Origin of the sequence: Enterobacter sp. ECC-219, assembly GCF_043966805.1 — a bacterium.
Classification (GTDB): domain Bacteria; phylum Pseudomonadota; class Gammaproteobacteria; order Enterobacterales; family Enterobacteriaceae; genus Enterobacter; species Enterobacter cloacae_N.
The window spans coordinates 1308837-1335429 of sequence record NZ_CP143680.1; the positions used below are offsets into that span (position 1 = coordinate 1308837).

30 protein-coding genes and 3 tRNA genes are annotated in these 26593 nt (G+C 54.9%); 8 read left to right on the forward strand and 25 right to left on the reverse strand.

The genetic code is table 11. The features are described from left to right. Positions 1-35 precede the first annotated feature (35 nt). The 18 genes from V1603_RS06130 to V1603_RS06215 form a co-directional block, all read right to left on the reverse strand. A complete protein-coding gene (locus tag V1603_RS06130) occupies positions 36-542 on the reverse strand; it encodes a GNAT family N-acetyltransferase (protein WP_302219298.1) in 507 nt (168 codons plus the stop codon). Between the two features lie 29 nt (positions 543-571). Further along, complete coding sequence (locus V1603_RS06135) at positions 572-1045, reverse strand: hypothetical protein (protein WP_166710036.1); 474 nt, start codon at positions 1043-1045, stop codon at positions 572-574. Position 1046: 1 nt separating this feature from the next. After that, positions 1047-1787 (reverse strand): transcriptional regulator, encoded by a 741-nt coding sequence (locus V1603_RS06140; protein WP_395313634.1) that lies wholly within the window; start codon positions 1785-1787, stop codon positions 1047-1049. A gap of 128 nt (positions 1788-1915) precedes the next feature. After that, the gene (locus V1603_RS06145; protein WP_395313635.1) at positions 1916-2872 is read right to left on the reverse strand and encodes a spore coat U domain-containing protein; all 957 of its coding nucleotides are present in this window, start codon (positions 2870-2872) and stop codon (positions 1916-1918) included. After that, the gene (locus V1603_RS06150; protein ID WP_395313636.1) at positions 2863-5154 is read right to left on the reverse strand and encodes a fimbria/pilus outer membrane usher protein; all 2292 of its coding nucleotides are present in this window, start codon (positions 5152-5154) and stop codon (positions 2863-2865) included. The genes V1603_RS06145 and V1603_RS06150 overlap by 10 nt, the downstream gene beginning before the upstream one ends. Further along, complete coding sequence (locus V1603_RS06155) at positions 5075-5851, reverse strand: molecular chaperone (protein WP_116342351.1); 777 nt, start codon at positions 5849-5851, stop codon at positions 5075-5077. The genes V1603_RS06150 and V1603_RS06155 overlap by 80 nt, the downstream gene beginning before the upstream one ends. A 2-nt stretch (positions 5852-5853) precedes the next feature. Continuing rightward, positions 5854-6351 carry a spore coat protein U domain-containing protein gene (locus V1603_RS06160; protein ID WP_116342353.1) on the reverse strand — a complete coding sequence of 166 codons (498 nt, stop codon included), beginning with the start codon at positions 6349-6351 and terminating at the stop codon, positions 5854-5856. Positions 6352-6383: 32 nt separating this feature from the next. Next, entirely contained in the window at positions 6384-6923 is a 540-nt protein-coding gene (locus V1603_RS06165; RefSeq protein WP_395313637.1) for a helix-turn-helix transcriptional regulator, read from the reverse strand. Further along, on the reverse strand, positions 6920-7558 hold the full coding sequence (locus tag V1603_RS06170; protein ID WP_395313638.1) for an EAL domain-containing protein: 639 nt from the start codon (positions 7556-7558) through the stop codon (positions 6920-6922). Before V1603_RS06170 ends, V1603_RS06165 begins: the two co-directional genes overlap by 4 nt. A gap of 180 nt (positions 7559-7738) precedes the next feature. Further along, entirely contained in the window at positions 7739-10030 is a 2292-nt protein-coding gene (gene opgB / locus V1603_RS06175; RefSeq protein ID WP_395313639.1) for a phosphatidylglycerol--membrane-oligosaccharide glycerophosphotransferase, read from the reverse strand. A gap of 268 nt (positions 10031-10298) precedes the next feature. Next, positions 10299-10781 carry a DUF2501 domain-containing protein gene (locus tag V1603_RS06180; protein ID WP_116342359.1) on the reverse strand — a complete coding sequence of 161 codons (483 nt, stop codon included), beginning with the start codon at positions 10779-10781 and terminating at the stop codon, positions 10299-10301. An 84-nt stretch (positions 10782-10865) separates the two neighbouring features. Continuing rightward, the gene (gene dnaC / locus V1603_RS06185; RefSeq protein WP_045327555.1) at positions 10866-11603 is read right to left on the reverse strand and encodes a DNA replication protein DnaC; all 738 of its coding nucleotides are present in this window, start codon (positions 11601-11603) and stop codon (positions 10866-10868) included. Further along, positions 11600-12145 (reverse strand): primosomal protein DnaT, encoded by a 546-nt coding sequence (dnaT, locus tag V1603_RS06190; protein ID WP_166710044.1) that lies wholly within the window; start codon positions 12143-12145, stop codon positions 11600-11602. The genes dnaC and dnaT overlap by 4 nt, the downstream gene beginning before the upstream one ends. A gap of 135 nt (positions 12146-12280) precedes the next feature. Beyond that, positions 12281-12709 carry an organic hydroperoxide resistance protein gene (locus tag V1603_RS06195; RefSeq protein ID WP_023310299.1) on the reverse strand — a complete coding sequence of 143 codons (429 nt, stop codon included), beginning with the start codon at positions 12707-12709 and terminating at the stop codon, positions 12281-12283. Between the two features lie 84 nt (positions 12710-12793). Next, complete coding sequence (locus V1603_RS06200) at positions 12794-13246, reverse strand: MarR family winged helix-turn-helix transcriptional regulator (RefSeq protein WP_395313640.1); 453 nt, start codon at positions 13244-13246, stop codon at positions 12794-12796. Between the two features lie 41 nt (positions 13247-13287). Next, positions 13288-13929 carry a TetR family transcriptional regulator gene (locus V1603_RS06205; protein ID WP_395313641.1) on the reverse strand — a complete coding sequence of 214 codons (642 nt, stop codon included), beginning with the start codon at positions 13927-13929 and terminating at the stop codon, positions 13288-13290. Positions 13930-13996: 67 nt separating this feature from the next. After that, positions 13997-14470: a threonine/serine exporter gene (locus V1603_RS06210; RefSeq protein WP_024908279.1), complete on the reverse strand. Its 474-nt coding sequence runs from the start codon at positions 14468-14470 to the stop codon at positions 13997-13999. Further along, positions 14461-15237 carry a threonine/serine exporter ThrE family protein gene (locus V1603_RS06215; RefSeq protein ID WP_116342367.1) on the reverse strand — a complete coding sequence of 259 codons (777 nt, stop codon included), beginning with the start codon at positions 15235-15237 and terminating at the stop codon, positions 14461-14463. The genes V1603_RS06210 and V1603_RS06215 overlap by 10 nt, the downstream gene beginning before the upstream one ends. A 411-nt stretch (positions 15238-15648) precedes the next feature. On the opposite strand from V1603_RS06215, the gene V1603_RS06220 reads away from it, so the two are divergent. Continuing rightward, entirely contained in the window at positions 15649-16386 is a 738-nt protein-coding gene (locus tag V1603_RS06220) for a LuxR C-terminal-related transcriptional regulator (protein ID WP_395313642.1), read from the forward strand. Then, a complete protein-coding gene (bglJ, locus tag V1603_RS06225) occupies positions 16383-17018 on the forward strand; it encodes a DNA-binding transcriptional activator BglJ (protein ID WP_116342372.1) in 636 nt (211 codons plus the stop codon). The genes V1603_RS06220 and bglJ overlap by 4 nt, the downstream gene beginning before the upstream one ends. A 38-nt stretch (positions 17019-17056) precedes the next feature. Here the strand turns inward: bglJ and V1603_RS06230 are convergent, their stop codons facing one another. Further along, positions 17057-17515 carry a YbaK/EbsC family protein gene (locus V1603_RS06230; RefSeq protein WP_023331967.1) on the reverse strand — a complete coding sequence of 153 codons (459 nt, stop codon included), beginning with the start codon at positions 17513-17515 and terminating at the stop codon, positions 17057-17059. Positions 17516-17843: 328 nt separating this feature from the next. Between V1603_RS06230 and V1603_RS06235 the strand changes: the two genes are divergently transcribed. Then, positions 17844-19148 (forward strand): PTS sugar transporter subunit IIC, encoded by a 1305-nt coding sequence (locus V1603_RS06235; RefSeq protein WP_395313643.1) that lies wholly within the window; start codon positions 17844-17846, stop codon positions 19146-19148. 139 nt (positions 19149-19287) lie between these two features. On the opposite strand, the gene fhuF is transcribed toward V1603_RS06235, so the two are convergent. Together fhuF and V1603_RS06245 are read right to left on the reverse strand one after the other, a co-directional pair. Then, a complete protein-coding gene (gene fhuF, locus V1603_RS06240; RefSeq protein WP_395313644.1) occupies positions 19288-20076 on the reverse strand; it encodes a siderophore-iron reductase FhuF in 789 nt (262 codons plus the stop codon). A gap of 94 nt (positions 20077-20170) precedes the next feature. Next, positions 20171-21235, reverse strand: coding sequence for a GGDEF domain-containing protein (locus tag V1603_RS06245; RefSeq protein ID WP_061099315.1), 1065 nt, complete (start codon positions 21233-21235; stop codon positions 20171-20173). Positions 21236-21489: 254 nt separating this feature from the next. On the opposite strand from V1603_RS06245, the gene V1603_RS06250 reads away from it, so the two are divergent. Next, the gene (locus V1603_RS06250; RefSeq protein ID WP_116342625.1) at positions 21490-21720 is read left to right on the forward strand and encodes a DUF1435 domain-containing protein; all 231 of its coding nucleotides are present in this window, start codon (positions 21490-21492) and stop codon (positions 21718-21720) included. 41 nt (positions 21721-21761) lie between these two features. Here the strand turns inward: V1603_RS06250 and V1603_RS06255 are convergent. The 4 genes from V1603_RS06255 to rsmC all read right to left on the reverse strand — a co-directional run bounded on the left by V1603_RS06255 (position 21762) and on the right by rsmC (position 23285). After that, positions 21762-21847, reverse strand: a tRNA-Leu gene (locus V1603_RS06255). A 33-nt stretch (positions 21848-21880) separates the two neighbouring features. Further along, a tRNA-Leu gene (locus V1603_RS06260) sits at positions 21881-21967 on the reverse strand. A gap of 28 nt (positions 21968-21995) precedes the next feature. Further along, positions 21996-22082 (reverse strand) — tRNA-Leu (locus V1603_RS06265). 174 nt (positions 22083-22256) lie between these two features. After that, on the reverse strand, positions 22257-23285 hold the full coding sequence (gene rsmC / locus V1603_RS06270) for a 16S rRNA (guanine(1207)-N(2))-methyltransferase RsmC (RefSeq protein WP_047363626.1): 1029 nt from the start codon (positions 23283-23285) through the stop codon (positions 22257-22259). A gap of 102 nt (positions 23286-23387) precedes the next feature. Here rsmC and V1603_RS06275 point away from each other — a divergent pair, with 102 nt between their 5' ends. The 4 genes from V1603_RS06275 to prfC all read left to right on the forward strand — a co-directional run bounded on the left by V1603_RS06275 (position 23388) and on the right by prfC (position 26591). Beyond that, complete coding sequence (locus V1603_RS06275; RefSeq protein ID WP_116342379.1) at positions 23388-23801, forward strand: DNA polymerase III subunit psi; 414 nt, start codon at positions 23388-23390, stop codon at positions 23799-23801. After that, complete coding sequence (gene rimI / locus V1603_RS06280; protein ID WP_395313645.1) at positions 23770-24213, forward strand: ribosomal protein S18-alanine N-acetyltransferase; 444 nt, start codon at positions 23770-23772, stop codon at positions 24211-24213. The genes V1603_RS06275 and rimI overlap by 32 nt, the downstream gene beginning before the upstream one ends. Positions 24214-24232: 19 nt before the next feature. Then, a complete protein-coding gene (gene yjjG / locus V1603_RS06285; RefSeq protein ID WP_116342383.1) occupies positions 24233-24910 on the forward strand; it encodes a pyrimidine 5'-nucleotidase in 678 nt (225 codons plus the stop codon). A 91-nt stretch (positions 24911-25001) separates the two neighbouring features. Then, entirely contained in the window at positions 25002-26591 is a 1590-nt protein-coding gene (gene prfC / locus V1603_RS06290; RefSeq protein ID WP_028015433.1) for a peptide chain release factor 3, read from the forward strand. Positions 26592-26593 lie beyond the last annotated feature (2 nt).

The window sequence follows — 26593 nt, forward strand, 5'->3', positions numbered from 1 at the left end:
TGTAGGCCCGGTAAGCGAAGCGCCACCGGGCGATATCAAAGCGGCAGACGCATGGCGCAGCGGGAGTTATACGCTAAGCCGTGCGCTGCTTCTTCTTCACGTTTTTCACGCAGTTCAGGCGTGAGTTCAGTGATGTATTCAAACCCCAGCTTTGCATAGAAGGGCGCATTCCACGGAACGTCCCGGAACGTCGTCAGCGTCAGCGATGTCAGCCCCACTTTGCGGGCATGGTCAGCCGCACGGGCGATGAGCTGCCGGCCAATTCCTTTTCCCTGCCAGGCCAGATCGACCGAGAGCTCCACAATAAACAGTGACGAAGGGTGTGCCTCTGCAAGGAGAAACCCCACGGGACGCTCGTTCGCCAGCGCCAGCCAGCTTAGCCCCCGTTCGGCATAGCCGAGGTGCTGTTCAGCGGAAATGACCTCACCCTCGGCAAGCCAGGCGAGATCCGGGTCGTCACGAAAACGTTCGCCCGCCGCGCGTTCAAGGGCGGGCAGGGCGGCAACGTCGTCGCTGGTGGTGGGGCGAATGTAAATGTTCATGGCGGGAAGTATAGCCTGACCTTCCGACATTATTCCGAGCAGACCAGCACCGGCGAGTAAAAGTTGCTAATCACCAGCGCATCATGCGGCGTGCGCTCTATCGTCAGGAGCCTTTTTTTCCCCAGCGTCAGGCCTGCCACGTATTTTTCAAATACGCCGGGCGGCATCGCATCGTGGCTAAAACGCTCCACTTTTTGAATGATGATTTCATAGAGTTCCCCCTCCACGTGCCGCCACTTAAACATCTCCTGCCGCGACACTTCCCAATTTTGCGGGGCGTTCTCGACGTTGCCGTTTAGGGTGATGTACCCGGTTTTGTCGGGGTGGAACCGCATGATGATCTCCCCATCAAACGTGAAATCGTGATTGTCGCGTCTGTCGGAGAAGGTCAGGTTACCGTCGCAGGCCACCGACAGCGGGGGCGTGTAGAAGTACCACGCCAGCGCGGCGCCGATGAGCATCAGGTTAAAGATCAGAATGAGCCAAATTTTTATCTGTCGCATATCACCACTCGTAATAGTAAAGCGTACGGCAGGCGCTCGCTTTATCCCGCGTGAGGGAACACTGGGAAAGCACCAGCCGTCCTTCGTGGCCGTAAAAAAGCGTTCTCTGGATGTGCATATAGAAAATGGAATTTTTCAGACACGGGAGATGGCCGTCCTGCTGAAGGGTTTGCGCCAGGGCAATCGCCTTCTCGTGAAACACATCCGCCAGCGGCGTAAAGGTGTAGACCGGACAGGAGCCGATATGGGTCAGCAGATGGATTTCCCTCTGCGGGTTTACTGGTTTGATCGCCGTTATCCAGAGGCACAGCGTCACGATCGCCAGAGTAAGCGCGCCGCAGAACAGCCGTTCCGGTCGAGCGCGCCATGCCGGTTTCGCCATTTTGGCGGCCGGGGGCGCCTCCTCCTGGGGCGTTACCGTGACGTCGGCGCTGAGCATAAAGCCCGTCTTAGGGACCGTGACGATAAACAGCGCGTCGGGAAGCAGGCTTACCAGCATTTTGCGCAAAATACTGATGTACTGGTTTAACGAGTTGTTCGATCCCTGTAGCCCTCGCCGATCCCAGACCTCATGGAGAAAGGTGTCCCGTTCAATCACGTTGCCATGATGCTGGACCAGCAGCTTCAGGATGGTATTGGCCGTGCAGGTGAGGATCTGCGCATCCTCATCCGGCGCATTGATAAGAGAAACAGAACCGTCCTCGTCGTTGTAGACGATGGCGTCAGCAAGCAGGTATTTCATAAGTTGTTGTAAAACAGACAGAGATAATGAAAAAAAAGAGAAGGTGTTTACATCTTCTAAGCAGAGCTGCTGGCTATTTTAACGCCATTGTTACCGATAACATTGATCCAGACGGTTTTTTGAGTGGTTTAATAAGTCAGCGTAATTATCACGTCGTCAATAAATTCCCCCGTACCGCTCAGAGGCTGGGCCGGGACTTCTCCGTAAACGGTGAAGCTTTGGGTGCCGCCTGCGGGATGGGTGACGACCAGCGCATCCCCGCTGCGCGAATCGCCCCAGCGTTGCGTGGCAGCGGCATCCTGCCAGAGCGCATAGCGCAGGCACTGGCCTTCGTCGTTGCAAAGCTGCCGCTGATTGCCGCTGGCATGGTTGCCGTTGCCCATGGCAAGGGTAAACGCCGTGCCGGCCGGACATCGCGTGGTGAGTGTTGCCGTGGAACGCGTCGGGTGCAGCGTGGCGGTGCTGCTCAGCGTGCCGAAGTTAAGCGGGGTGACGCGTTCTATGTAGCACCCCTGGCTGATTTCGGCCTGCGCGCTGGTGCCGCCCTGCAACTGCTCGCCCTCCGCGGAGCCGTCCGAGCAATTTTGCAGCGCATCCTGACGGGTGGCGCTGTGCCAGGCGATGCGAAGATTCATGTTGTAGTTGTAATAGTGGTACGCCGGCAGTTGGTTTTGCCCCGATGGGAGGGTGGCGATAAGCGGAAAGCTACCGCTGATGCTGGTATTGCTTTGTGCAGTCAGGGTCTGCTGAATGAGATCCCCGCCGCTGGCCGGGCCCAGCTCCTGAGAGCGCGCGACGCCGTTAAGCAGGCGGAAGAGCAGGGTGTACTGTTTCCCCTCCTGGTCCCCGTTCGAGAGCATCTGAAAGGGTGGAGCATCAATGCTGCTCAGGCAGACGTTGATATATTCCATCGTGCCGTTATTGTCGGCCTGACAGCTAAATTTAACCTCGGTGTTGGTCGAGGCGGCATTTCCCGCCACGACGCTGCCAAAGTTGATGGCGGCGGGTGAGGTTATCCAGCACGCTGCCGCCATCGCCTTCATGGACAGCACGAGCAGCAGCAATAACGGTGTTTTTAATGACACAGTTGTTCTCCAATATTCTGTATTGATGACGCGGTGCGCGGGGCCGGAAGCGTGACCCGACACTCCCCCTCGCCGGTTTTCACCACCAGTTCACCCGGCAGGGGCGGATCTTCAAGCCAGATAAAACCGTCGCGTCCGACGATGGTCGCGCCGCGTGGCGTTGAAACGATGCTGCCCAGCGGGAGCGGCTTGTGGCGGCTGTCGACCAGCCGGGCCTGAACCGTCACGGCGTGATGGACATTAAAATCGACCTTTACCGCGCTGCCGTTGCCCGGTCTGGCATCCATGTCGGTGACGGGGGACATTACATCGGCAGGGAGATCCAGCGGATTGATGCTGACCTTGCTGCTGTGGTATTGCGGCAGGTCGGTCAGCAGCAGATAGCCGTTTTCATCGGTTTCGCCTGCCGGGCGGTTTTCCAGCATTACCGGCACGTGTCCAACGCCGTGGGTGGAGACCAGCGCCAGACCCTGTTGGCTGTAGCGCAGGGCATGAAGGCTGCCATCCAGCAGCGTCAGGCTGCCTTCGGCTGAGGCGTACTGGTTGCCCAGCTTAGCGCCTTGCTCCAGCCCGACGTGCCACTCGCCTGCATGACCCAGATAGCCCACGTCCGCATAGGTATCCCGGCGCTCACCAACGCTTTGTCCCAGTTGCCATGACCAGCCGCCGAGCCGATCGTCCGGCTGGTGGCGATAATCCATGCGTGATGTCTCGCGGCTGGTCTGAACGGAGAGAGTATCCGCACGGCCTAACGGGACCGAAAGCATAAGCTGAACGTTACTCGACGCATCCGTAAACGAACGGGTATAGCTCAGCGTGGTGGAGAGATGGGCCGGCAGCGAGACGGACCAGGAGGCGTTGAGGTAGCGCTGTTTGTTGCCCTGAATGTTTTGCTGTACCCAGCCTGCGCCTACGGTACCAAAATGAGGAACGGAGTGGCTTAGCCAGACGCTATCGCTGCGTCTGACCGGCAGGGCGCCGATCGTGCGGGCGTTATCGGCAAAATTGGCATCAGTACGGACGGTGCTGGCAGAGAAGCCCGTCCCGCTGCCGTTCCATTGCCAGCCAAGGCCCCACTGTTTTCCCTGGCCATAGGGGCTGTCGCTCAGGGCAACATGTTGGCTAACAATCCCGATGTCGGGCGAGATCAGCCAGTCGACGCCTGTCCCGACATTGCGCAGTTTGCTCTGCTGTTCCGTGTGCAGCGCCAGCGTCAGCCGGTTACTTACCCCATAGCGCCAGCCCGCGTCGAGCACGAGATCGGGGGCATAGTCATTCGATCGCAGGGCGTAGTTTTGCCGCATCCAGCCGATATCCAGCGAGCCGCTGCTGAGCCCTTCCGCCAGCATCCCCGGCGCGCCGTAGAGATCGAGCTGTACGGTGCGACGCTGACCGTTGATGTCGGTAATGACCACCTGCGCCTGTCCGCTTCCGGTGAAGGAGGGCAGGGTATCCAGCAGAAAATCCCCCGGTGTCACGTGCTCGCTGCTCTGCTTAAGCCCGTCGATGTAAAGATCGACCGTTGAAGGCAGGACGGCAGTGTCGCTGTAGCGGCTGCGCGGTTCGGTGTTGAGCTGCGGATTAAGCTCAAAATTCCGCGCCCAGTGCAGGCCGCCAAAACGTACCTGCCGGCTCCAGCGGGTGCCCGTGGTGATGTTGTCGCCCAGCGCCAGGCTGGTCAGCGAGTCTGCGTTGTCCCACTGCCAGCGGGTTTCAAGACGCGTGTGGCTGGGCCGCCCAGCGCTGTTTTCCTCCCCCGCATGGCTTGAAAAGCTGCTGCTGAAGGTGCCGGGAAGCGCCCCGGATGCGGTCAACGAGGTCTGCGCGTTAAGCTGGCGGTTCCCCTGGGAGTCGCTGGCATAAAGGGCATACCCGAGCGTAAACGCGCTGATGGGCTGCGCCTCGGGATAGCGATACTGCGCGGTCGGCCTCTCGATAGTCAGGCGCTGCTGGCCGTCGAGCGCCTTTGCGTCGGCGGTAAGGGAGACCTGCTGAGCGTGTAAGTCGAGACTGACCTTCAGGCCAGGCAGGGACGTCAGCTCAACCCACTCGCTGTGGTCATCCGGGGCGCGAAGCCCCAGCTTTTTGAGGTCGCCGCGGTCAATCCACAGCGCCTCACCCACGACCCGGCAGGCCCACAGCTCTCCTCGAGGAGCGTGATTCACCGTGATGGCCAGCCATTGCAGGGTGTCGGCGGCGGGTTCAACCCGGGCTGACAGCGTGAGCGGTAGCCAAAGCAGGAGCGCGAGTAGCGAGCGGGCGCAGGGGGATCTGGCTGGCATGGTGTTCATCATTGAGATAGGCGCGCAGAGCGCTGAGCGTGTGGTGTGAAGCCTGCTTAAGTGTCACAAGCGCGGTCTGTCCCGGTAGCACATAGCCCGCCAGCCCTTTCACCGATCCCACAACCTGCCCGCTGGCCGTCAGGGCCTGCAGGTGGCTCAGGCGAATATGGCTGTTCCCGGCGTTATAGCAGCGGATCGTTCCCGGGGGCTCCGCTTGTTCGCAGCTCAGGGCATCGCGGCTGACGGGCATATTCTGGTTTCCGGCAATAAAGACGGGAATCGAGTAGCGCAGCAGAAAGTGCACCGCGTTGGGGTTGGCAGCACGGGACGTTTCATCCGGCAGCTCATCAATGACCAGGCGGTAACTTTGCTCCTGTTCACGGATGCCGGGCTCCATAACGATGATGCGCACCAGCTGCTGCTGGCCCGGGGCCAGAGAGGTCATCGCCGGGCTACTGACCACCTCGTCGGTGGCCGTTAACACATCTTTGCCGTTTTGCTGGGTCCATTCGTAAACCCGTATCTGAGCATGGATGGCCGCTTTGCCGCTGTTCGTGAGGTAAACCGCGGATGCTCTTTGACCGCTCTGGAGATCGAGCGTCACGGGGGCCACCTGAAGCGTGGCGGCCAGCGCGTAGCGAGACAGCAGCGTCAGCATCAGGAGCCACAGAATGATGCAGGGAAGACAGCGCCGCATGATCAATACACCAGATTTAAGGTGACATCGTCGCTGTAGGCGCCCGCCTGCGCGGTCGTCAGCGCCCCTGCGTCAATAACGCCATACAGCGTCTCTTCCTGCGCCATGCCGTTGCCGGTATCGGTAAGCCCATCGGTGCTGGTGATTTGCGTCTGTTTGCTCTCATCGGCAAAAAGTTTCCACGCTATCTTCTGTGCGCCCGTTTCACCGTTTTCCGGCTTCAGCCAGAAGGTGCCGTTTTCGCTGCTATCGTTGCTGGTGGCAGAGAGCGTGAACGGCGTACCGTTGGTACACACAATATCGACCTGCGTTTTGGCCTGAATTTCGCTTGATTCATCCGACCCGTGGCGTGAGAAATTGAGGTCGTTGGCTTTGAGGGTGCAGGATTTTACCACCTCAAGTGAAACGTGCATCGTCGCGCTTGCGGTGCTGTCTGCGGCGATCGCAGCGGCAGGAAGCAGGAGAGCGGAACAACATACAGCAGTGGAGATAATTTTCATGATCTTATTTCCTGACGTGAATAACAGTGCAATTACAGAGAAGTGGCCAGAGCGTCCAGCAGGCAGAGTTTTCGATGGAATTCTGCCAGGTTCTGACAGCAAAATTTGTTCATCGCGTTACGCTTGTGGGTGTAGATCGTTTTCGGTGACTTATTAAGGATTTGTGCGATACGCACCGGGCTGAAGCCTTTTTGAAGCAGCATGCAAACCCGCATTTCCTGGTACGTGAGCGTGGCGGTATTTTCTAAAGAGAAGGTCATGTTGCTAAAGCAGTGGCTCAGCTGGGCAAGGGACACATTTCCCGGGACCACTCTGATCCGCTCATTGCCTGGCAGGGCGTTAATGTCGTTGACCCTGGCCATATCCGTAAATAACAGCCAGCTCTGCCCGGTGTGCGTGCTGAGCAGCTCCTGCAAACGCAGAAGCCCTTCTGGAGTAACGTTGTTGATCCAGTACGCCTCAGGACGGGGGGACACGGCCGTCGATACTATCGAATGGAGGCCGAGCCACAAAAACGCATTGCTGCTCAGAACGATGACCTGATAGCCGGCATTCGGGATGAAAGGCGTCATTTCATGCCCCACAGATAACCCTGGCCGTAGTCGGCCACGCTGGCGCGGGCCAGCGCGAAATCACCCGCGGTTTCGATGCCTTCTATCAGTACCTTACTGGCGACACGCTTGTACTGGCGGGTGAGGTGCAGGAACTTAGCCTGCTCGGTACGTCCGATCCAGAAGGTATGTTTGTCAATTTTGACGCCGCAGAAGCGGATCTGGCTGGCAAGCAGCTCGGGAAGAATGTCTTCGCAGACGTCGTCGGCCCACACTTCAACGCCCCACTGATGGAGCATCGCGATACATGTTCGCAGGGACCGGCTTTGAATATCGTCGAGTTGTACCATCGTATGGAGATCGGTAACTTCGATAGCCAGCCTCTCCGGGCAGGAGGTTTCTTCTTTCAGCCTGTCGAGGAAGTCCGGTTCCAGCAGCAAATCCGATGTCGCATTGAGGTAATACTTGTCGCCTTCTTCGCAAGACAGGGTATGGCGAAGCTGCGCAAAGAAGTGTTCTTTACGCTGCGCAGAGGGCATTGAGCTAAAGTAGTCTTCAAGATTGACGTGGGGTTTTGCCGTGGACAATACCTCCCAGGCAATGACATTTTCACTGCGCAATGCCCGGATGGACTCGAACTTATAGCCGGTTAGCATGATAAAAGTGTGTACCGCTCCGTAGTGATTTCAGAAGCTGTACATTCTATGGTGGTGGCTTTTGGCGGGATATTTATAAATAAAATTGGCTTATATAAAGAGTTTTTGTCTGATTTATAAGCTTTATATAGAATTATTTATTTTCATAACCGCCCGGCGGAATGCCGGGCGGGGCATGCGTTAGCCTTGCTTGCTGACAATTTTGATTTCGACCATGCCAATCCCCAGCTGGCGCGGTGAGTGGCCGAGAATATTCCCTTCATTGGTGGACTGCGGGTCTGGCGGCACAATGACTAAAGTATTGCTGCGCGATGGATTGGTGAAATGCAGCGTGTGAGTGCTTACGTCGTTACCAAGCGTCAGCGTCTGCTCTTCATCGCCCACGCGCACCGGCACGGGCTTATTCGCGTTGGGCCCGTAAGCTCTGGCTGTGATCACCAGGTCGAACTGTTCCGGAAGCGGATGGGTGTACTCAATTTTCACCTCGTTGCCCAGCTGCGCGTTCGACCAGCGCCCCCAGGACTCCGGACGGGAGATGCCGCTAAACTGCTTCACTTCTTCAGGCGCACCTGCCACGTTAAAGATGAAGCTGTCCGCTTTATAGCGAATGTCGTTGTCGACGATTTTAAGCATGTCGATGTTGTGCTGATAGCGAGCCGTATCAATCACCGTATCTTTAAAGGCGGTTTTGCCTTTCCACTGAGCTTTGTCGACCTTCTGCACGGTTTGTTCCCCGCCAAGCTGCCCCTGAGAGACGCACCAGTCGGTAGAAAGCGCCAGCGGCTGTGACCAGAGCTGGCCCATTTTGTAACACCGGTCGATCCAGACGAAGTTATCGCGAGGGGCGAAATCGGCCAGCTGGAAACGCAGCGGCGCGGAGTACTCACTTTCCGGCAGCGGTTCAACGCGGCTATCCGACACGCGTACCAGCAGCGGCAGACGGAAATTGCTGCCGGAGAAGGCGACGGTGTTTTTATCCCGATCGATGGTGAAGTCTTTCATCTCTTTCGGGAAGTTCCACAGGCGGATGATGTCGGGCTTCCAGGCGAGAATTTTCTCCTTCATGTTGAGGAAGATCTCCGACAGGGATTGTCCGGACAGTGTGCTGCGCCCAAGGCCAATAAAGTTGTCGCCGCCCAGAATGTCCAGCACCGTCGCGCCGTTATCCATGGAGTTGCGCTTGGTGCCGATCGTCTCCTGCTGCGGCTTGTCGCCGCGCAGGACGAAGAACAGATTGCTGCGGTCCTGCTTGTTGAGCTGATCCCACGCGCTGTTTTTCATCGCCAGATGATCGGACGAGACGACGATGACGGTGTTTTTAAACCAGGGCGAGGTTTTGATTTTCTCGACCAGCGCGGCGATGTGCTCCTGGCTACAGGTCACGGCGCTGAAAGACTTATTGTTTTTGCCGTCCACGTCATAGCTTTTGCGCTTACAGGTGCGCGAGACGAACCCGTCCGGATGATGGGTATCCACCGTCAGCGCAAAGAGAGAGAAGCGCTTGCCCGCGCGGGAAAGTTCCTCGAACTTCTTCCAGGTTTCGTCCAGCACCGTATCGTCATAGAAGCCCCAGTCGTTGCGGTAGGTCGGATCGGCAACAGTCGTTTTTAACTCTTCCGAGCCATACAGGTGGTCAAAACCGTGGGATTTCAGAAACACATCTTTTCCGGCAAAGCGCAGGTTTGCTCCCTGCATAAAGTAGTTTTCATAGCCGGAGTTTTTCAGAATATCGCCCAGGCAAATATTCTGCGGGAAGAACGTCGACATTGAAGCGGAGGCGTTGCCTTCAAAAGGCGCGAAGAGCGGGATACCGCACTGGGAAGCCACCATTCCGGCGATAGTGTAATCCGTGCCGGGCAGCTGCATGGTGTGGCTGAAGTCGAGACCTTCGTTTTTCAGCGCGCCCAGGTCCGGCGTCAGGTTAGGGAACGCGTCGTTATCAAAGTAGGTACGCTCCAGGCTTTCACCGTAGATGTAGACCAGATTGAGCTTCGGGTTGGCGATCGTTTTCGACGGCTCTTTGTAATAGGCCACGAAGTCCGGATCGCCGTCACGCGACTGGGATTTCACAAGCTCGGTAATTTGATGAAACGCCGGGCTGGCATCAACGGAGGCCAGCGCCAGGAACAGCGCCAGCAGGCTGTAGCCATGATGGTGAGGGAGATGGCGACGGCGGCGCAGCACCCAGGCGAGCGCGCCGAAAATCGTCACCAGCGCCACGATCAGCCCCAGCCCCGGAAGGATGTACTTACCCACCCCCGCGCCCGTCAGGCTGTTCGTCAGGGTGTAGAGCACAGCATCGTTAATGCCGTCGCCGGTGAAGTAATCGCTGGCGTATAAGGTAATGTTTAAAATGATAAAAATGCCGAGCACCACCAGCGTGGCGATAAACCACCAGGTGTTACGGCCGGCTTTCCAGGCATAAACGCCGACGGAGGCCAGGAAAAGGATAAGAGAGATAAATTCTGACAACAGCATATCCTCATGACGCCAGGTGCTTCGCTGGCTAACTGTTTATTTTTGGTAAGACAATGTAATGGCGATGTCGTTTAGCTGCAATTTTAGTGTCACGAAAGTGTGCTGTTGTTAGGATTTGGTTTATAAAATCGTTTTTATGAGGATGGTCGCATCCTGTCAAACGGACGCTGAGACGGTGGCAGGTAGGAAAAACGCTCGTTTAACGCCGCGATGCAAGCCTATCGCATTAAACGCGGCGTGTTGTGGCAGAAAATGGGGCGGGTCAGGAGATGAAATTAACGCCTTGTTTCAGCACCAGATCGCAGGCTTTGGTTTTCACCTGTTTTGCCAGAGAGGAGTTGCCGAGGGTGCTCAGGTTAAGCTGCTGGCCGTTTTGCGCGTTAAGCAGGCCCTGAATGCCGTCCATATAGCTGGTATCTGCTTTCTGTTCCTGCGTATCGAGACCCAGTTTACCCAGCACCTGGTTTTTCACGTTTTGCGCGTCGGTCACGGACGCCAGCTTCTGCTTTGCGCAATATTCCAGAATCCCCGCCGCGTTGTTCATCGTGCCCGCGCTCAGGCTCTGGGAGCTGTTGCTCAGCAGGCTGGTGAGAGAAGAGGCCGAGAGCCCGCCCTGGGCGCTGCTGCCCTCTTTGGTCAGCTCATTTGCTGCGCTTGACAGGGAATCCTGCCAGGAAGCCGCTTGCGCTGCGCCGGTAACCAGCAGCGCGCCTAAAAAGGTGCTGATAAGAATCTGTTTTTTCATAATGGCTTTCTCAAAAAGGTCCGTTTTGGGCCGGAAGGGGTTCCAGTATATACCTGCGCCCTGCTGGTGATTCCTGGAACTGTCTTAATACTCTTTGCCGGTGACGCGGCTGCGGTAACTGTCCCAGTCGAAGATGACATACAAACTGTTGCCCAGCTTCATGCGGTCCATGACGCGTTCACCCAGTAAACGGGTCATCTCGTCAATGTTGTGGTTCGTCAACATGCCGGTGGGGCGTTTGGAGGAGGAGCGGCGATCGACAATCTGGTTAATGATGACCTTTTCATAACGGGATTCCGTCTGAACGCCTATCTCGTCGATGACCAGGAGATCCACATTGCTCAGATCGTTAAGCAGCTGTTCTTCGCTGGTTTCACGGTTGCTGAAGGTGTCTTTCATGGCGGACATGATATCGGCCACGGTGATGATGAGGACCGATTTACCGCGCAGAAGCAGCTCGTTGCAGATGGCGGCTGCGAGGTGGTTTTTTCCGGTCCCGGGCTTGCCGCTAAAAATGAAGCTCGCGATATTGCCGTCGAATTCATCCACGTACTGACGTGCGGCGGCAAGCGCGTTCATCTGCCCGGTGGTCTCAATTTTATAGTTATCAAACGAGCAGTTCTGATGCAGGGGACGAATACCGGAGCGGTTAAAGGTGCGCTGCATTTTCATCGCCCGGTTTTCGCGGGCGAGCGCGGCGGCACGAATTTCACCTTGCTCCTTTTGCCACGCCAGCAGCTCTTCACCCGTGGTGAAAGCGGGCTTCACGTTGGCAGGCATCATTTTTTGCAGACGTTTCATCAGGTCGCCGACGTTCTTCATTTCGCACCTCGGAATCCGCTTGGGATCTGTTTATCCGGTTCTGAAAACGCGTTGATATCGCGCTTTGGCTGGCCATTGTTGCTGGCGCGGGTTATTTGAAGATGACGCGCGAGCTTTTGCTGCCACTGGATGTGGGTGAACACTTTGCCTTCCGCCTGCCACCACGCGGTAAACGCGGCGAGCTCTTCCGCGGTGGCGGGTTGGGTTAACGCAATGCCCCACAGTGCAGCCTGCCGCTGAAAATCCGCGTCAGGCTGCCACCCCGCGTACAGGGCAAATTTACCCATCGGAACGGCCAGTGGGGCATTAACCGGTTCATCAAAGAACTGGTTATCCAGCGTGACGTCGCTCGCCGGGCGTGACAACCGCGCTTCAATCTCCAGAAGCTGTGCCAGACGTTCCGGCGTGATTGCGTAAAACGCCGGCGCGTTGTCGGCAAAAACCGCAACCGTGCCGCCTTCGGCGTGGGTCAACACACCGCGTGGGTCGCGCATAAAGGCATCAATGCCAGCAATGCTGGTGGTCAGAATTCTGGAGGACATAACGCTTACTCAACTGATTACTACGGGCGTGATATGGGCTTATGGTAGCACAGAGAGGGGGAAGGAAAGGAGGGGGAAGTGCAGGCTGGTGCCCTCATCCTGGCCCTCTCCCGGCGGGAGAGGGAACAGAACCGATTACGCGATGATATTCAGCGTGACGTCAATATTGCCGCGGGTCGCGTTAGAGTAAGGGCAAACAATGTGCGCCGCATCGACCAGTTTTTTAGCTTCAGCAGGATCCATACCTTCTACGTGGATATTCAGTTTTGCTTCGATACCAAAACCGGTTGGCAGCGGGCCGATACCCACTTCGCCTTCAATAAACGCATCTTTTGGCAGGGTAAATTTGTCGCGAGCCGCCACAAACTTCATCGCGCCCAGGAAGCAGGCAGAGTAACCCGCGGCAAACAGCTGCTCAGGGTTCGTGACTTCTCCCCCCATGCCGCCCATCTCTTTTGGTACGCCCAGTTTGACATCCAGTACGCCATCGGAAGAGGTCGCGCGGCCGTCACGGCCCCCGGTTGCTTTTGCTTTGGCGGTATAAACAACTTTTTCTAAAGACATGGCAGGTTCCTCATCTTACTTTTGTATGTGCTATTTAATAGCGTGCGATATATATGGGTAAACTAAGACGCGTAAAGTATAGCCTCACGCGCGTTGAATCTGTTGTCGCAAAAGTTCCAGCTGTTGCTTGAGCGCCAGCATGGTGTCGGTATCACACTGTGCGGCGCATCCCACCGCATGTGGGATACCCAATGCCTGCTGCTGAAGTTCACGTCCGGCTTCAGTCAGCGTGACGGCGACCTGACGTTCATCTTTACGCGAGCGGTGGCGGTTGATGAGCCCTGCGCTTTCCAGACGCTTCAGGAGCGGCGTCAACGTTGCGGAGTCAAGGAACAACTGTTCACCGATGTCCGACACCGTCACGTCATCCTGCTCCCACAGCACCAGCATCACCAGATATTGCGGGTAAGTCAGGTTCAGCGGTGCCAGCAGTTGCCGGTACAGCTTATTAAGCGCCAGATTTGCCGAATAGAGGGCAAAACAGAGCTGGTTGTCCAGCAGGAGCGCAGCGGTCGTGTCGTTCGTTTTTGCGTTCATGAAATGAATATAGATTGTGTGCGATTTAATTGCAAGCAATATTAGGGGCAGGTATAACGCAGCGCCACCTGAACGGCCATTTTACGGTAGTGCTGGCGCTGGGCCTGTTCGTCTGCACCCTCCTCAAACAGCTGGGTGAAGGTGTAGCTGTTGGCAACGTAGTGAAAGCTGAAGCTGCTGATCAGACGGTGAAGATCGCGGGCGTCAACCGTCTGGCTGAATAGCAGCTTTTCTTTGCCCCGGCGCAGGATGCCTTCCAGCAGGTCGAGCGCGCTGCGGTTGACCTGGCGAAGATAGTTTGACTGCTGCATAAAGCGGCCGCGCTGCATGTTTTCCATGCAGATTATGCGGATGTAATCCGGGTGGTCGGCGTGATAGTCAAAAGTGGCTTCAACCAGGTGGACCAGCGCTTCGACAGGGGGCATATCCGCCAGGCTGAGCGCTTTTTCACTGGCGCGAATTTGGGTGTAAACGTATTCCAGGACGAGCAGGTAGAGATTTTCTTTGTTTTTAAAATGGTAAACCACCATGCGTTTGGTGGTACCCGCTTTCTCGGCGATCTGCTCCATGCGGGCACCGTTCAGTCCAAATTCGGCAAACAGCGCGATAGCGCTCTGAAAAATTTTCTCTTTCAGGCTCGATTCTTCACTGTGCTCGGGGTGTTCGCTGCCAGGGTTAGCCACATCCTTTCCTTATTTTTACCAAACGGACCAGAAAGATTATCTCCACGGCAGCGAAATAACACAAATATCAAACGCGCGGGCGCTTGCGGTAGAGCCATAGCCCGGGTATCGACAGCCCGATAGAGAGCGCGCCGACGATGGAGGACGCCTTAAGAAAGTTGCTCAGGAGAAGAATCATCTGCGGCTCGGTGTAGCCAAAATGGCTGATTTTCACCGCGGAAATCATCGCCGTATAGGCAGATATGCCGGGGAACATCGGAATAACGGCGGCGACGGTGAACACTTTCGGATGCGCCAGATACCAGCGCGACCACTGAATACCGATGCTGCCGACCAGCATAGAGGCGATAAACGTCGACCATTCGATGTTAAAGCCCGCCGTCATCATCACCATTCGTGAGCCATGACCGATTGCGCCCAGCAGGGCACACCACGGCAGCGCGCGTTGCGGAACGTTAAATACCATCGCAAAGCCGACGGCAGGAATGGCGGCCAGGAGCATGTCCTGTGCCAGCGCCAGCAGAAAATCTATCACGCCCATCCGCGTAGCCCCCACAACGTCATCGCCATCACCACGCCGATGCAGGTCGCCAGCGTCAGCAGGCTGGCGATGGCCCAGCGTGCCAGGCCGGTATTGATGTGCCCTTTAAACATGTCGGCGACGGCGTTAATCAGTGGGAAGCCCGGCACCAGCAGAAGCACGCTGGCGGCCATCGCAATCGTCGGGGTAGCGGCAAACTGCGGCAGGCGCAGCAGCAGGCCAGACACCGTGGTGGCAACAAACGCGGTGATGCAGAAATTAATTTGTGGGTGCAGCTGCCGGTGCGTCAGCATCTGGCGCACGTACATGGCGATGCTGCTGGCGAAAAAGGTGACGATCGCGCCGTCCCAGCCGCCTTTATTGAGCTTACAAAAACAGGCGCACGACAGCCCTACCATGAGCACGACCAGCCAGCGTGGATAACGTAATGGCTTGATTTGGTTAAACCGTTTTTCAATCTCCTTGAGATCGAGAAGCTTATGCTCAGCCAGGATGACGATGTGCTGGACCTCAGTTACAACGTGCATATTAATGCCGCGGTCGTGGTTTTTACGGGTGGACGTCAGACACTGCCCGTCTTTAATGGTGGTCAGCACAATGGCGTTGGATGAGATAGCGCTTTCAACGCTGTCCATTCCCAGCGCCAGTCCCAGCCGGGTTGAAAGCTCCTCGACCAGCGCGCTTTCCGCGCCGTGCTGGAGCAGAAAAAGACCGCACTGAATACAGAGCCGCGTGATAGCACGCTGCGTTGACCGATCTGCCTGCATGTCGTGTCCCGAAGAGAAAGTGGATAGTTGCCGATTGGCCCATAATGCCTACTTTTAGCACAAAGTGCGGTGACCTTTGCTGTGGATCAGATCAAGGTTTATGCAAACAGTTGCGACTCCCGCCACGAAAGGTTTTTTGTATTAATTTATCAATGCGGTGAATTATTAATTTGGAAATATAAGATATTTGTATTTAGTTATTCTAATTTTATATTGTCGTTATTTTAATGACTACGTAATTAAATTTATTTGCGCTTTGTGAGATATTAGCGCTGTTTTAGGCGTTTCTTAAACCAAGAACATATCTCATCTTCTGCTTGTATTAATCCGTTTTACACTCAGGGACGAAAATACTTATACATTGATGCGTTTAAGGTTACTCATCAAATGAAAAATGGACACGGAGGGTCTATGTTGTCACTGCCTGGTAAGCATGGCGTTGTCATTAGCCGAATACCCGTAATGCAAAATGGGCTAGGGGACGTAATGGCGCGTCATTTCCCCGATTTTGAATTGACCTACTGCCGCTCACTGCAGGAATTAACCCTGCTTCAGTTGCGCCGCGCAGACGTGATTATCGCCGATGTTTCAGGCGAATACAGGAACCCACGGGGTACGCTCGAAGAGTATTACCGCTTACTGAACCAGTACCGGGAAATCCACTGGATCTTTTTGGTCTCCCGGCCGTTTTACCCTATTGCCGTTGAGCTGCTTATGCGGCCGGAAAGCACGCTGCTTTCTGATATGGAACCTATTGAAGGTGTCGTTAACGCTATCCGGGCAGGGAGTGAACGCGCGGAGCGGATAAGCCAGACGTTATTAACCCCAGAACCTCAGGAAAGTGAGGATGATGACGAACACTTTATTGCGCTCACGCACTCTGAACGTAAGGTGCTTCGCCTGTTAGGCAAAGGGTGGGGGATTAACCAAATCGCTACATTGCTTAAAAAGAGCAATAAAACGATCAGTGCGCAGAAAAACAGTGCGATGCGAAGGCTCTCATTGCGGAGTAATGCCGACATGTACGCCTGGATCAACAGTACACAGGGAATGAGAGAGCTGAGTTTAATGTCAGCCTATGGAGAGTTCGAGGAATGGAAAAAACCGATTCAACAAGACATATCGCCATCATCGAAAATTGCGCGATGAGTGCGGTCGGGCTGCAGCATCTTTTTACGCAGTCTGAACTCAGCCAATATCAACTGCACCTGTTTAATGATTTTGATGGCTTTAAGAAAGCACTGCATCACGTGAATTTTTTTTCGCTGATCTATTCGCTTTCCGATGCGCGAGAAGAGCGCCGTAACTGCCTTGCGCATCTGCGGGATCTTGCGTTTACGCATAGCCATATCCAACGCATTATCCTGGTCTCGGATGAGATGGAAGCGCGGTTGATTAGCCATCTTTCGCCTTCACGTCTGCACGGTGTGGTCAGTAAATCGGTGACCCTCGAACACCTGATGAAGGAATTCATGGTGTTGTTGAGCGAAACGCTGCGCATTAATGACAATATGCTTAACCACTGGTACTGCAGTCAGAACCGGATGTTAAGCCCAACGGAAAGAGCGATTTTGCGTTATATGTCATGCGGGTATTCCATCCCCGAAATCGCGGCGCAGCTTGAGCGCAATATCAAGACTATTCGCGCGCATAAGTTTAATGCGATGGTGAAGCTGGGGGTGAACTCTGACGTAGGGTTGCTTGACGCAGCGGATATTCTTACCCATCTCCCGGTTAGAGAACCGCGAACTGCGGGGCTAAGCAAACCGACATTTTTGTAACCTGCCTTTTGCGCGCCAGATACGCTCTGGCGCATCATTCAGATGCACACATCAACCCACTTTGCGGATGTCAGCTCTGCCATTCTGTCTGGAGAAATACGCACGGCACTATGAATTGCGCCAGCGGCGGGGAGCACTTCAGCGTATTGTTTTAAAGAGATATCGCAGTAAACCGCGAGCGGGTTTTCCAGCCCGAACGGGCAGACGCCACCAACGGGATGACCAGTAACGGTAACCACTTCATCGCTGCTGAGCATGCGTGCTTTCGCGCCAAACGTGTCTTTCAGTTTTTTGTTATCCAGACGCGCATCACCCTTCGCCACGACCAGAATCACCTCATTTTTAACCTTCAACGATAAGGTTTTGGCAATTTGTCCCGGCTCTACACGGTGGGCGGCAGCAGCCAGCGCAACGGTAGCCGTACTCTGGCTAAGTTCTATTACCTCTATCTCCGGCGCGTTGTCGGCAAAAAACTGCTGTACGGACTGCAAACTCATTGTTTCCTCCTGACAAATATCCTGCGTAATCTGTCATAAGAATTTATGCTCTGTAAATATCTCTTAAGTAACAAATATCCAGGATGGCTGATTTCTGGATCCTCTTCACAATCACAGAAACCGGTTACAGTAACCGGTTGCAGAGCGTGATGCGTAGATTAATACTGAGTATGTAACGTCCCCTGTATCCAATAATAAGAGCCAATTATGAAACCATTTCGTCTGAGCAGTACCGCTGGTACGCAAGCCAGCAAGGTTGTGAAGCTGATTTATGGAACAACGTGCGGCGCGAGTGCGCCCGTAATAAACGTCTGACAGGAGATCAACCATGTCTGCCAACCATGCTGCGTTTAATCTGATATTCCGTTTCGTTGAAAATTACGTGAGCCCGATTGCCGGGCGTATCTCGTCCCAGCGTCATGTCATGGCTATCCGTGATGGGTTTATCTCCGCGATGCCGTTCATGATTGTAGGTTCATTTTTATTAGTGTTTGCTTACCCACCGTTTTCGCCTGATACCACCTGGGGTTTTGCGCGCGCCTGGCTGGATATGGCAAAGCAGTTTGAAGGCCAGATCCTGACGCCGTTTGATATGACGATGGGCATTATGTCCATTTATATCTGCGCGGCCATCGCCTATAACCTTGGCAAACATTATGTCAAAACGCACCAGCTGGATCCGTTCATGTGCGCGATGCTGTCTCTGATGGCGTTTCTGCTGGTTGCAGCCCCTAAAACCAAAGGCACGCTTCCCGTCGACAGCCTGGGTGGAACGGGTATTTTTACCGCCATTCTGGTGGCGATTTACTGCGTTGAGATGATGCGTTTCCTGAAAGCGCATAACATCGGTATTCGCCTGCCAGACCAGGTGCCGCCGATGATCAAAAACTCCTTTGACCTGCTGATCCCGGTGCTGGTGGTGGTGTTAACGCTTTATCCGCTAAGCCTGTTGATTCAGTCTCAGTTTGACATGCTGATTCCGCAGGCAATTATGTCCATCTTCAAGCCCCTGGTTTCCGCGGCGGACTCACTGCCCGCAATCCTGCTGGCGGTGTTGATTGGGCATCTGCTGTGGTTCGCCGGGATCCACGGGGCGGCCATCGTCTCCGGGATGCTGCAGATGTTCTGGCTGACTAACCTCGGGGCTAACCAGACCGCGCTGGCTGCCGGTCATCCCCTGCCACATATTTTTATGGAAGCCTTCTGGACGTTCTTTATCGTGATTGGGGGGTCGGGTGCGACGATGGGACTGGTGATTTGCTATCTGCGTAGTCGCTCAGCGCATTTACGCTCTATCGGCCGATTGAGCGTGGTGCCCAGCTTCTTTAACATCAACGAACCGGTTATCTTCGGTACGCCGATCGTGATGAACCCGGTGTTCTTTATTCCGTTCCTGCTGGCCCCGATGGTTAACGCCGTGCTGGCCTGGGCGGCAATGACGTTTGATCTGATTGGCCGTGTTATTTCCGTAGTACCCTGGACGGCACCGGCGCCGATAGGCGCAGCATGGGCGCTGGGCTGGGATTTCCGTGCCGCTATTCTGGTGGTCGTTCTGGCCTGCGTATCGGCAATCATCTACTTCCCGTTCTTTAAAGTGTACGAGAAACAGCTGCTGGAGCAGGAAGCGGAATAAGCGCAGCGTAATGCGGAAGAGGACAATCAGCAGGTGGCCTAGGTAAAAGCAAAACGGCAACTTTCAGGTTGCCGTTTTTAGTATTTGTTCCCTCTCCCCGTGGGAGAGGGGCAGGGTGAGGGCATCAGGCCGCACCCGATTATTTCAGCGTGCAATCCCCGCACTGCTTAACGTCCGGCAGGCGATAGCGCTGGCAGCAGGTACGACGCACCAGAAGCCCGTCACGGAGCACAACGGTACGGAATAATGGGTTATCGCGGCCATCGGAAAGCTGTTTTGCAAAGAAGCAGGACTGACGCAGGGCCTCCACTTTCTCATCGCCGAGCAGCGGTTTCATTTCCGTTAAATACCAATGGATTAAATATCCGGTATTACTCCAGATAAGCTTCCCGTTGATCTCGCCCGTTGCTTCAAGTGCCTCCACCACTGGGATCAGGGCCTGGATGACAAGCTGTTCCAGACGTTCCTGAGCAGAGAACTGCTCTGCGCCGCGATCTTCGTGCAGGTCAATCCAGAAACAGGCTGCTCGGCCAGTTTCGTGGAACTCGACGTGAAAATGATCCGGGGAGAGCGCCAGCATGCTCTTTTGGGTTAACACCGCCAGCATGAGCGGGGGAACCATCAGCCCGATATACCATTGTGCCCACAGGGAAAGCAGCGGTTTATTTTCCCGCGTTAGGGTCGGCTGATTGCGATAGATATGGTCGGAATAGGTTGCAAGCAGCGACTGCAGCGTAGAGGGTTGCTGCCACTGAGCGAGCGTCATGGCGTGATGCGGGGGCGCTTCATCAAGCCTGATAAAGTCCAGAAGGTGGGCGCGCGTCTGTGCAATCTTATCCCGTATGGCATCCGCAAGCGACCCATCCCGGCTGGTGAGCGGCGCTCGCCAGAGGAGTGGTTCAACGATGTGTGCGGTTTGCGTAGCCATAGTTGAGATAGGAATCTAAATGATAATGATTGCCAATCCTAACTATTGCTCATACCAATGGCAAGACTTTTGTCCTGATTAACCGCTTACGCGCTTAAGCGGTTTGTAGCTCTTCACTCAGCAGAATGTTATTGCGACCTAAATGCTTTGCTTCATAGAGCGCTCTGTCTGCTCTCTCCAGCGCGCCTTCCACGTCTTCATTTTCGAAAATGGCAATACCGATGCTGATGGTGACGTTGGTGGCGACACTTTCGTTGAAAAGATGGGGGATTTTCAGATCATAGACTTTCTGACGGATCCGCTCTGCCGTATGGCGGGCGTGTTCAAGGGAAATATTCGTCAGCAACACCATGAACTCTTCCCCACCGAAACGCGCCACAATATCGCGTGAACGGACGGCATCACGAATGGCCGCAGAGACGCGTTTCAGTGCCTGGTCGCCCATCATATGGCCATAATGGTCGTTATAGGCTTTGAAGTGGTCGATATCCATCAGAAGGACAAAGTGTTCGCCGTTTTCTACCGCTGGCAGGTTCTCCAGACGGCTCTGCAGGCCGCGACGATTATAGAGCCCGGTTAGAGGATCCATCATGCTGAGATCGGTCAGCGTTTCCCGTTCTTCCAGCAGGCGAGAGAGCAGCTCCTGGGCGAAGCGATCGTTGCGCCTTTGCAAAATGTTATGAATAGCAATAGCCACCACAGGAAGTGCGAAAGAATAGGACATTCTTAGCCATATATCTTGGTCGCTTAACCACAGGCAGACAATAAAGGCGGGGAGTGAGTGCAGCGTAAATGCTTTGATATTACTGGCGAAGGCCAGCGTTCCGATAAAAAGCACCGTGAGTAAGGCTATTATCAAATACATAGCCTGGTCATGGGTAATTAGCGAAAATTTCGAATCAATTTGCCAGGCCCACAAAATACCAAAGATTGCTGAAACGGCAGGAATATTTATCTTCCGCGCGCGCTTTTTCCAGTGCCAGACGAACAGGCCAGTACTGATCGCGAAAATTGCAATCAGAGGGGCAGAAAACACGCGTACAGAATAGAGCGGGTTTGTTACCGAGAACACGGCTGAAGTTGCGTTCAGAAATAAAAATAAACGTAACGATAATTGATATTTTCTTTGAACCAAAGACCGCCAGGATTGTGATGTCATAGTCGTGCGTTTTTATTAAAATTTAATTAAAACAGATAAATAGGTGTGGTTTCGCACTAAAATATGCAAAAAACTCAAAGCGTAATTATAAGAAAAACTTTATGTGTAGTTAACAGGTGAGCAATTTATCACCTTAGGAAATTTCTGTCATTCAACATAAGGGTAAAGGCCTATCTTTTTTGCTTCACCGCGCGACAAATGATAATTTTTATCATATGATATTGTTTATCATTATCGTTATGAAAGGGCGATGTATGTTGAACAGGGCGCTGGGAAGTGCATGGGGAGTATTGTTGCCGGGCGTTATCCTTGGCGTGTTGATGTTTGCCGATCTCTCCATCAATATCTGGAAGGCCATCATTGTGTCAGGATTGCTGGTTACGTCAGGCATGATCTGGCATAAGCAACTTCGTCACTTTGTTTTACTGCCATCGTGTGTCGCATTGATCAGTGGAATTCTGGTGATACTGATGAGTTTGAAATAACAGGGAAAACAAGAGGAGTTACAGAAGGGATGTAAGATAATTGGTGCGAGGGGGGGGACTCGAACCCCCACATCCTAAGGACACTAACACCTGAAGCTAGCGCGTCTACCAATTCCGCCACCTTCGCACAGTCATCTTACTAATTCTGATATCGCCTCGTTGGTGCGAGGGGGGGGACTCGAACCCCCACATCCGTAAGGACACTAACACCTGAAGCTAGCGCGTCTACCAATTCCGCCACCTTCGCCCAGTGCGAGCAATATCAACGTGATTTATGGTGCGAGGGGGGGGACTCGAACCCCCACATCCGTAAGGACACTAACACCTGAAGCTAGCGCGTCTACCAATTCCGCCACCTTCGCATACCATCGATACTGTAAAAGTATCGTAACCACGGAGGCGCATTCTAGATGTTTTCAGCTTTACGTCAACTGAAAATTGCGCGCCTTTTATTGATTGCTGCAAAAATGGACGGAATTGATACACCTGCTTGCCGGATGGCGCTGGCGCTTATCCGGCCTGCATTGTATGGCAAATTATTTCTTTGCCTGACGCGTCATCACGGTGCGGTAGACCTTAAAGCGGCCAGTCTGGGCGATCACTTCGTGGAAGCCGAAGGTTTCGTCCAGCACTTTCGGGTACGCCAGGAAGGCGTTCGCCACGATGCGCAACTCGCCGCCGCTGTTGAGGTGGCGAGTCGCGCCACGGATCAGCGTTTGCGCAGCTTCGAGGCTGGTCTCCATGCCGTCGTGGAACGGCGGGTTAGAGATAATCATGTCAAAGCGGCCGGTCACGTCAGAGAAGACGTTGCTGGCAATCACGTCGCCTTCAATGCCGTTTGCGGCAAGCGTTGCGCGGCTGGCTTCAACCGCCGGGGCGCTTACGTCACACAGGGTTAAACGCACTTTTGGTGAATGGCTGGCAAGCACCGTTGAAAGCACGCCCGCGCCGCAGCCCACGTCCAGCACTTTGCCTTTGGTGTGCGGTGTCAGGGTGGAGAGCAGCAGCTTGCTGCCCGTATCCAGCGCGTCACGGCTGAAGACGCCCGGCAGGGTTTTGATGGTCAGGCCGTCAAGCTGGTATTCGTCCCAGAAGGTGTTGGCATCGAACGTTGTCTGCTTTTCCAGACGGCCATGATACAGACCGCAGCGACGCGCGCTGTCGACTTTGGTCAGCGGCGCGTAGGCTTCCAGCATCTGCTCGGCGCTACGGACGCCGCTGCGGTTTTCACCGACCACGAAAATATCACAGCCAACCGGCAGCAGGGAGAGCAGGTTCATCAGCTGGAACTGGGCTTCCGGCTTGTTCTTCGGCCAGTAGTAGATCAGCGTATCGCAGTCGGCAATATCGCTCTGCTCCGCCACCAGGCTGAAGCGTGCGCGCTCGCCCATCTGGCGGCTCAACACCTGCCAGTGGTGGTAGTATTGGGTGTGGGCACGGCTTTCAGCACAGTCGAAACGCGCGGGCAGGTCATCCTGCATATCTCCGGCAAACAGAATACGGCTTTCTTCGAAATCATCACTGTGACGCAGCAAGACTTCACTTGCCGGGGTAAATGCAGACATGAATTGTTCCTCAATAAACTCAGGCGGGGATTATAGTAGGTAGATGGCGCACTTTCGACACATTTGCTATATTTGCGCGCCTGAGAGACAGGAGTTATCCCTATGACATCCCGACGAGACTGGCAGTTGCAGCAGCTGGGCATTACCCAGTGGGCCTTGCGTCGCCCGACGGCGTTGCAGGGCGAAATCGCTATCTCCATCCCTGCGCACGTTCGGCTGGTGATGGTAGCGGAAGAACTGCCTGCCCTGAATGAACCCCTGATCGGTGATGTCCTTCGCAGCCTGAAGCTGACGCCCGACCAGGTCTTACAGCTGACGCCTGAACGGGTTGCCATGCTTCCTCCTGATAGCCGCTGTAACAGCTGGCGCATCGGAGAGACTAGCGACATCTCTCTTCAGGGGAGCAAAATCAGCTCGCCAGTGCTGGACGAGCTGAAAGCCAATCCAAAGGCGCGCAGCGCGCTATGGCAACAAATCTGCGAATATGAACACGATTTCTTCCCTCACGACGCCTGACCTGACCGCAGCGTTCGCGATTGAAACACGCGCCCACAACTTTCCGTGGAGCGAGAAAACGTTTGCCAGCAATCAGGGCGAGCGCTATCTGAACTACCGTCTGGACGTTGACGGCACCATGGCCGCGTTTGCCATCACGCAGGTCGTTCTTGACGAGGCGACGCTGTTTAACATCGCCGTCGACCCGGCGTTTCAGCGCCGTGGGCTGGGAAGAGAACTGCTTGAGCATCTCATTCGTGAGCTCGAAACCCGTGACGTTTTCACCCTGTGGCTGGAGGTGCGCGCATCGAATGTCGCCGCCATCGCGCTCTATGAAAGCTTAGGCTTTAACGAGGCGACAGTCCGCCGTAACTACTACCCCACCGCAGAGGGACGTGAAGACGCCATCATAATGGCTCTGCCGATTGGATAACGAAGATAAGGTTGTAACGATGAAATGGGACTGGATTTTCTTTGATGCCGACGAAACGCTGTTTACGTTTGACTCGTTTGGCGGCCTACAGCGGATGTTTCTCGACTATAGCGTGACCTTCACCGCTGAAGATTTTCAGGACTATCAGGCGGTGAACAAGCCGCTGTGGGTGGATTACCAGAATGGTGCCATCACTGCGTTACAGCTTCAGCACCAGCGTTTTGACGTCTGGGCGGAGCGCTTAAACGTGAGTCCGGGCTCGCTGAATGATGCTTTTCTCAATGCGATGGCGGATATTTGCGCGCCACTGCCGGGCGCGGTTTCTCTGTTGAATGCGTTGAAAGGCAAAGTGAAACTGGGAATCATCACTAACGGCTTCACCGCGCTGCAGCAAATCCGTCTGGAGCGCACCGGCCTGCGCGATCATTTTGACGCGCTGGTGATCTCCGAAGAGGTGGGGGTGCCGAAACCGGATCCGCGGATTTTCGATTATGCGCTGGCGCAGGCCGGTAATCCCGACCGCGATCGCGTGCTGATGGTGGGGGATACCGCAGAGTCTGATATTCTTGGCGGTATGAAGTCAGGTTTGTCGACCGTCTGGCTAAATGCGCATGGCCGCGTGAAGCCTGAAGGCATCGAGCCAACCTGGACCGTCACGTCATTGACCGAACTGGAGCAACTCCTGTGTAAACAATGATTGCCTGCCCCCCGTTGATGGGTAAAATAGCCGCAATTTTGTATTCCATGATGCGTGGCGTGCTGCCGCGCTTATAAAAGAAGATTTAATTATGACGTTGTCTCCTTATCTGCAAGAGGTGGCCAAGCGCCGTACTTTTGCCATTATCTCGCACCCGGATGCCGGTAAAACGACCATCACCGAAAAGGTGTTGCTGTTCGGACAGGCGATCCAGACTGCGGGTACCGTTAAAGGCCGTGGCTCCAGCCAGCATGCAAAATCTGACTGGATGGAGATGGAAAAGCAGCGTGGTATTTCGATTACCACCTCCGTGATGCAGTTCCCGTATCACGACTGCCTGGTAAACCTGCTGGACACCCCGGGCCACGAAGACTTCTCCGAAGATACCTACCGTACCCTGACGGCGGTGGACTGCTGTCTGATGGTGATCGACGCCGCGAAGGGTGTAGAAGATCGTACCCGCAAGCTGATGGAAGTTACCCGCCTGCGCGATACGCCGATCCTCACCTTTATGAACAAACTCGACCGTGACATCCGTGACCCGATGGAGCTGATGGATGAAGTGGAAAACGAGCTGAAGATCGCCTGTGCGCCAATTACCTGGCCAATTGGCTGCGGTAAGCTGTTCAAAGGCGTTTACCACCTCTATAAAGACGAAACCTACCTGTACCAGACCGGTAAAGGCCACACCATTCAGGAAGTGCGCATTGTGAAAGGTCTGGACAACCCGGATCTGGACGCCGCGGTTGGCGAAGAGCTGGCCGCGCAGCTGCGTGACGAGCTGGAGCTGGTGAAGGGTGCGTCTCACGAGTTCGACAAAGAGCTGTTCCTGAGCGGTGAAATTACCCCGGTCTTCTTCGGTACCGCACTGGGTAACTTTGGCGTAGACCACATGCTGGACGGTCTGGTGGAGTGGGCTCCGCAGCCAATGCCGCGTAAAACCGACACTCGCGAAGTGGAAGCGAAAGAAGAGAAATTCACCGGTTTCGTCTTCAAAATTCAGGCCAACATGGACCCGAAACACCGCGACCGCGTGGCCTTTATGCGCGTGGTGTCCGGTAAGTATGAGAAGGGCATGAAGCTGCGCCAGGTGCGTATTGGCAAAGATGTGGTGATCTCCGACGCGCTGACCTTTATGGCGGGTGACCGCTCGCACGTTGAGGAAGCGTATCCGGGCGACATCATCGGTCTGCACAACCACGGTACGATCCAGATCGGCGATACCTTCACCCAGGGCGAAATGATGAAGTTCACCGGGATTCCGAACTTCGCACCAGAGCTGTTCCGTCGTATTCGCCTGCGCGATCCGCTGAAGCAGAAGCAGCTGCTGAAAGGCCTGGTTCAGCTCTCCGAAGAGGGCGCCGTGCAGGTGTTCCGTCCAATCGCCAACAACGATCTGATTGTCGGCGCGGTGGGTGTGCTGCAGTTCGACGTGGTGGTTGCGCGTCTGAAGAGCGAGTACAACGTGGAAGCGATTTACGAATCGGTCAACGTGGCGACCGCGCGCTGGGTTGAGTGTTCAGACGTGAAGAAATTCGAAGAATTTAAGCGTAAGAACGAAATTCAGCTGGCGCTGGATGGCGGCGACAACCTGACCTATATCGCGCCAACGATGGTCAACCTGAACCTGACGCAGGAACGTTATCCTGACGTACAGTTCCGCAAAACGCGCGAACACTAATC

Bases quoted from the DNA above. Each gene is read 5' to 3' on its own strand.
- V1603_RS06245 (WP_061099315.1), bottom strand. From the start codon at position 21,235: ATGACATCACAATCCTGGCGGTCTTTGGTTCAAAGAAAATATCAATTA.
- V1603_RS06170 (WP_395313638.1), bottom strand. From the start codon at position 7,558: ATGCTAACCGGCTATAAGTTCGAGTCCATCCGGGCATTGCGCAGTGAA.
- V1603_RS06200 (WP_395313640.1), bottom strand. From the start codon at position 13,246: ATGAACGCAAAAACGAACGACACGACCGCTGCGCTCCTGCTGGACAAC.
- dnaC (WP_045327555.1), bottom strand. From the start codon at position 11,603: ATGAAGAACGTCGGCGACCTGATGAAACGTCTGCAAAAAATGATGCCT.
- V1603_RS06215 (WP_116342367.1), bottom strand. From the start codon at position 15,237: ATGCAGGCAGATCGGTCAACGCAGCGTGCTATCACGCGGCTCTGTATT.
- yjjG (WP_116342383.1), top strand. From the start codon at position 24,233: ATGAAATGGGACTGGATTTTCTTTGATGCCGACGAAACGCTGTTTACG.
- V1603_RS06195 (WP_023310299.1), bottom strand. From the start codon at position 12,709: ATGTCTTTAGAAAAAGTTGTTTATACCGCCAAAGCAAAAGCAACCGGG.
- V1603_RS06230 (WP_023331967.1), bottom strand. From the start codon at position 17,515: ATGAGTTTGCAGTCCGTACAGCAGTTTTTTGCCGACAACGCGCCGGAG.
- V1603_RS06130 (WP_302219298.1), bottom strand. From the start codon at position 542: ATGAACATTTACATTCGCCCCACCACCAGCGACGACGTTGCCGCCCTG.
- rsmC (WP_047363626.1), bottom strand. From the start codon at position 23,285: ATGTCTGCATTTACCCCGGCAAGTGAAGTCTTGCTGCGTCACAGTGAT.
- V1603_RS06140 (WP_395313634.1), bottom strand. From the start codon at position 1,787: ATGAAATACCTGCTTGCTGACGCCATCGTCTACAACGACGAGGACGGT.
- V1603_RS06150 (WP_395313636.1), bottom strand. From the start codon at position 5,154: ATGCCAGCCAGATCCCCCTGCGCCCGCTCGCTACTCGCGCTCCTGCTT.
- V1603_RS06180 (WP_116342359.1), bottom strand. From the start codon at position 10,781: ATGAAAAAACAGATTCTTATCAGCACCTTTTTAGGCGCGCTGCTGGTT.
- rimI (WP_395313645.1), top strand. From the start codon at position 23,770: ATGAACACGATTTCTTCCCTCACGACGCCTGACCTGACCGCAGCGTTC.
- V1603_RS06275 (WP_116342379.1), top strand. From the start codon at position 23,388: ATGACATCCCGACGAGACTGGCAGTTGCAGCAGCTGGGCATTACCCAG.
- dnaT (WP_166710044.1), bottom strand. From the start codon at position 12,145: ATGTCCTCCAGAATTCTGACCACCAGCATTGCTGGCATTGATGCCTTT.
- V1603_RS06250 (WP_116342625.1), top strand. From the start codon at position 21,490: ATGTTGAACAGGGCGCTGGGAAGTGCATGGGGAGTATTGTTGCCGGGC.
- V1603_RS06165 (WP_395313637.1), bottom strand. From the start codon at position 6,923: ATGACGCCTTTCATCCCGAATGCCGGCTATCAGGTCATCGTTCTGAGC.
- V1603_RS06135 (WP_166710036.1), bottom strand. From the start codon at position 1,045: ATGCGACAGATAAAAATTTGGCTCATTCTGATCTTTAACCTGATGCTC.
- prfC (WP_028015433.1), top strand. From the start codon at position 25,002: ATGACGTTGTCTCCTTATCTGCAAGAGGTGGCCAAGCGCCGTACTTTT.
- V1603_RS06235 (WP_395313643.1), top strand. From the start codon at position 17,844: ATGTCTGCCAACCATGCTGCGTTTAATCTGATATTCCGTTTCGTTGAA.
- V1603_RS06160 (WP_116342353.1), bottom strand. From the start codon at position 6,351: ATGAAAATTATCTCCACTGCTGTATGTTGTTCCGCTCTCCTGCTTCCT.
- V1603_RS06220 (WP_395313642.1), top strand. From the start codon at position 15,649: ATGTTGTCACTGCCTGGTAAGCATGGCGTTGTCATTAGCCGAATACCC.
- fhuF (WP_395313644.1), bottom strand. From the start codon at position 20,076: ATGGCTACGCAAACCGCACACATCGTTGAACCACTCCTCTGGCGAGCG.
- bglJ (WP_116342372.1), top strand. From the start codon at position 16,383: ATGAGTGCGGTCGGGCTGCAGCATCTTTTTACGCAGTCTGAACTCAGC.
- V1603_RS06210 (WP_024908279.1), bottom strand. From the start codon at position 14,470: ATGGGCGTGATAGATTTTCTGCTGGCGCTGGCACAGGACATGCTCCTG.
- V1603_RS06155 (WP_116342351.1), bottom strand. From the start codon at position 5,851: ATGCGGCGCTGTCTTCCCTGCATCATTCTGTGGCTCCTGATGCTGACG.